The 2,946-nt window shown below is 62.4% G+C and carries 2 protein-coding genes; both read left to right on the top strand.

Annotated elements, in window-relative coordinates:
* Positions 1-349 precede the first annotated feature (349 nt).
* Complete coding sequence (locus Q1X90_RS03115; protein ID WP_300766458.1) at positions 350-1,750, top strand: glycosyltransferase; 1,401 nt, start codon at positions 350-352, stop codon at positions 1,748-1,750.
* Between the two features lie 108 nt (positions 1,751-1,858).
* Positions 1,859-2,946, top strand: a 1,088-nt coding sequence (hisD, locus tag Q1X90_RS03110) for a histidinol dehydrogenase (protein ID WP_300766455.1), incomplete at its 3' end; no start/stop codon positions are given.

The raw sequence follows: 2,946 nt of genomic DNA, 5'->3' as shown, positions 1-2,946 counted from the left end.
GGGAAATTGCCACAATCGGCAAAATATCACGAGATGTGGTCAAATTGGCGAAATATAAGGTGTAAATCACGGGAATGGACAATGAGTTCACGACATTTTCCGCATACCTGCATGTGCTTTTCCGTGCTCGCCGTTAATCGTCATTCCGACGCCCCCTGATGGTCTTCCCTGTGCTTCTAACCGTCTTCTCTGTGCACCTAAGTCGTCCCTGTGCACCTCTAAGTCTTCCCTGTGAGGCCGGAGAGGAACCGCATCCCGCAGCGGAGCCTCCGAAGTGGCCAGATACGATTCCTCCCATGATGCTGACGCGACTGTGGATATAGTGGGAAGCTGATGATGTTGATGTTTCATGATGGCGTGGGCGACGATGGCGTGGGCGCATCACGTCGATGAATGGTTGATGTTGACTGGGGATGTGATGGCGGCTGGAAAATCATCGGTTCGTGGCGAAGACGATGCCCTGACGGACGGTTCAGTGGCGGACGGTCTGGCGTCTGGACCGGATTCCTTGGTGAGCGTCGTCATACCAGTCTACGGCGTTGAGGATTACCTGGACCAGGCCCTTGAGGGGGTCGTTGCGCAGACCCACCGTCGACTTGAGGTCATCCTCGTCGATGACGGCTCGCCGGATCGCTGCCCGCGCATGTGCGACGAGTGGGCGCGCAGGGATTCGCGGATTCGCGTGATCCACCAGGAGAACGGTGGTCTGTCGAAAGCCCGAAATGTGGGATTGTCCGCGGCCACTGGCGATTACGTGTATTTCATGGATTCCGACGACCTCGTCGAGCCGACCCTCGTGTCCCGTTGTCTGGAGGCCATGGCCGACCACGACGCCGACATGGTGGTATTCCGATTCGACACCGTTGACGAGTCGGGCGCGTCCATGAAGTCCTCGTACAAACACAACGAGTGCGGGGACGTCGTGGAGCTGACGCCCGAGCAGGCTCTGCGCCTTCAGGTCAAAGGCGACATCGACAGTTATTTCTGGGCTTTCATGGTGGACCGCTCAATCTACGAGAATCAGGATTTCTCGTTTCCCGAGGGACGGTACATCGAAGACATGGCGCGCATCTGCAATGTCATCGGCGAGTCGCGTCGGGTGGTGCGGATTCCGGACGTCCTCTACCACTACAGGCTGCGGGCAGGGTCGGCGGTCCATTCGATGTCCGGATCCCTCATGGGCGACTGGATGCAGGCCGCGCACGACCGTCGTGAGTACATCGTGACCAGGCATCCCCGGCTTCGGCGTTTTGTGGCGGTTCAGACCATGAACGTGCTGGGAAATCTGAATATGGAGACTTTCAGACAAAGTCTTGTGTTCGGTCTCAAACTCGACCCCCAGTCCCAGCAGCAGTTCCGGGACCGGGTGGGCGAGTTCATCGACGATCTGGGCTACGGGCAGGATGATGCGCAGCTGGATGCGGATGGCCATCTGTTCGGGGAGGACGACGACATCGAGGAGACGGACGAGGACCGGGAGATGTTCACCCAGACGCGGGCGAAGTTCGCCACGCTCATCGATTCGGCCTCCGACTCGTTGAAGGACATGACGGTGGCGGCGAAGGACTCGGTGGCCGATGCGAAGGACTCCATGAAGGACGGGATCCGCGAGGGTGTGGAGCGGATTCGGGAGGCGTTGGACATCCAACCGTCCGATGACGCGCCGGCGGGCGAGAGGTGGCCGGCGGGTGAGAGGCATGGGCGTGAGTCGTCCACGAGAAGGTCGCGGGGCGACGCCGGCGTCGACTGATGGTTTTCGGGACGGGGAGCCCCACGAAATGCGGCCGTCGTCCAGAATGTGGCGGCTCCCCGGTTCGTCCCGGCGCCGCTGTTGCCGGGCATTGTTACCATGGGCGCTATGAGCGAGCAAACGATGCGAATCATAGATCTGCGCGGACGGCGGCTGACGCGCGCCGAAATGCTCGAGGCCATGCCGCGGGCCGATATGGGGACAAGCGAGGCCGCCGATCTGGTCACGCCGATCCTCGACGACGTCCGTGAGCGTGGGGCCGCGGCGTTGAGGGATTTCGAGGAGAAATTCGACCATATACGTCCCCGTGATCTGCGTGTTCCGTCCGAGGAGATCCGCAAGGCCGAGGAGGCTCTGGATCCCGACGTCCGGGCGGCCATCGAGGAGTCCGTCCGCCGGGCGCGCGCCGTCGCCCAATCCCAGGTTCCCCGCGACTTCCACACCGATCTCGGCGATGGGGCGCGGGTGAGCGAACGGTGGATTCCCATCCAGCGTGTTGGGCTGTACGTTCCCGGAGGCAAAGCCGTCTATCCAAGCTCCGTCATCATGAACGTGGTCCCCGCGCAGGCCGCGGGGGTGGAGTCGCTGGCCATCGCCACGCCTCCCAGCAAGGCCACGAACGACGGCCTTCCCGATCGGGTCATTCTCGCCACCTGTTCCATTCTTGGCGTGGATGAGGTGTACGCGGTCGGCGGCGCCCAGGCGATCGCCATGTTCGCCTATGGCGCGAAGGGCAGCGAGCCCCAGGATGGCGAGGTTCTTTGCGATCCCGTGGACAAGATCACCGGTCCGGGCAACATCTTCGTCGCCACCGCCAAAAGCCTCGTCTCCGGAGTCGTCGGCATCGACGCGGTGGCGGGACCCACCGAGATCGCTATTCTCGCCGACGAGGGAGCCAACCCGGAATGGGTGGCCGCCGACCTCATCGGACAGGCCGAGCATGATGAGCTCGCCGGATCCGTGCTCATCACCGACAGCACCGATCTGGCCGCGAAGGTCCAGGAAAGCCTCGACCGTCGCGTTCCTCGTACCGAGCACGCTCAGCGCGTTGCCACGTCGCTGACCGGCAGCCAGTCCGGCATCATCCTCACTGATGGAATCGACCAGTCCATCGACGCGGCCAACGCGTATGCTGCCGAGCATCTGGAGATCCAGACCGCCGACGAGGACGCCGTGATTGCGCGCATACGCAACGC

Origin of the sequence: uncultured Bifidobacterium sp., from assembly GCF_949292005.1 — a bacterium.
In the GTDB taxonomy this organism is placed as follows: Bacteria; Actinomycetota; Actinomycetes; order Actinomycetales; family Bifidobacteriaceae; genus Bifidobacterium.
The sequence above is the reverse complement of the archived record's forward strand: the minus strand, read 5'-3'. Positions and strand labels throughout refer to the sequence as shown.

Coding starts and splice junctions, on each gene's coding strand:
- Q1X90_RS03115 (WP_300766458.1), top strand. CDS start 350: ATGATGGCGTGGGCGACGATGGCGTGGGCGCATCACGTCGATGAATGG.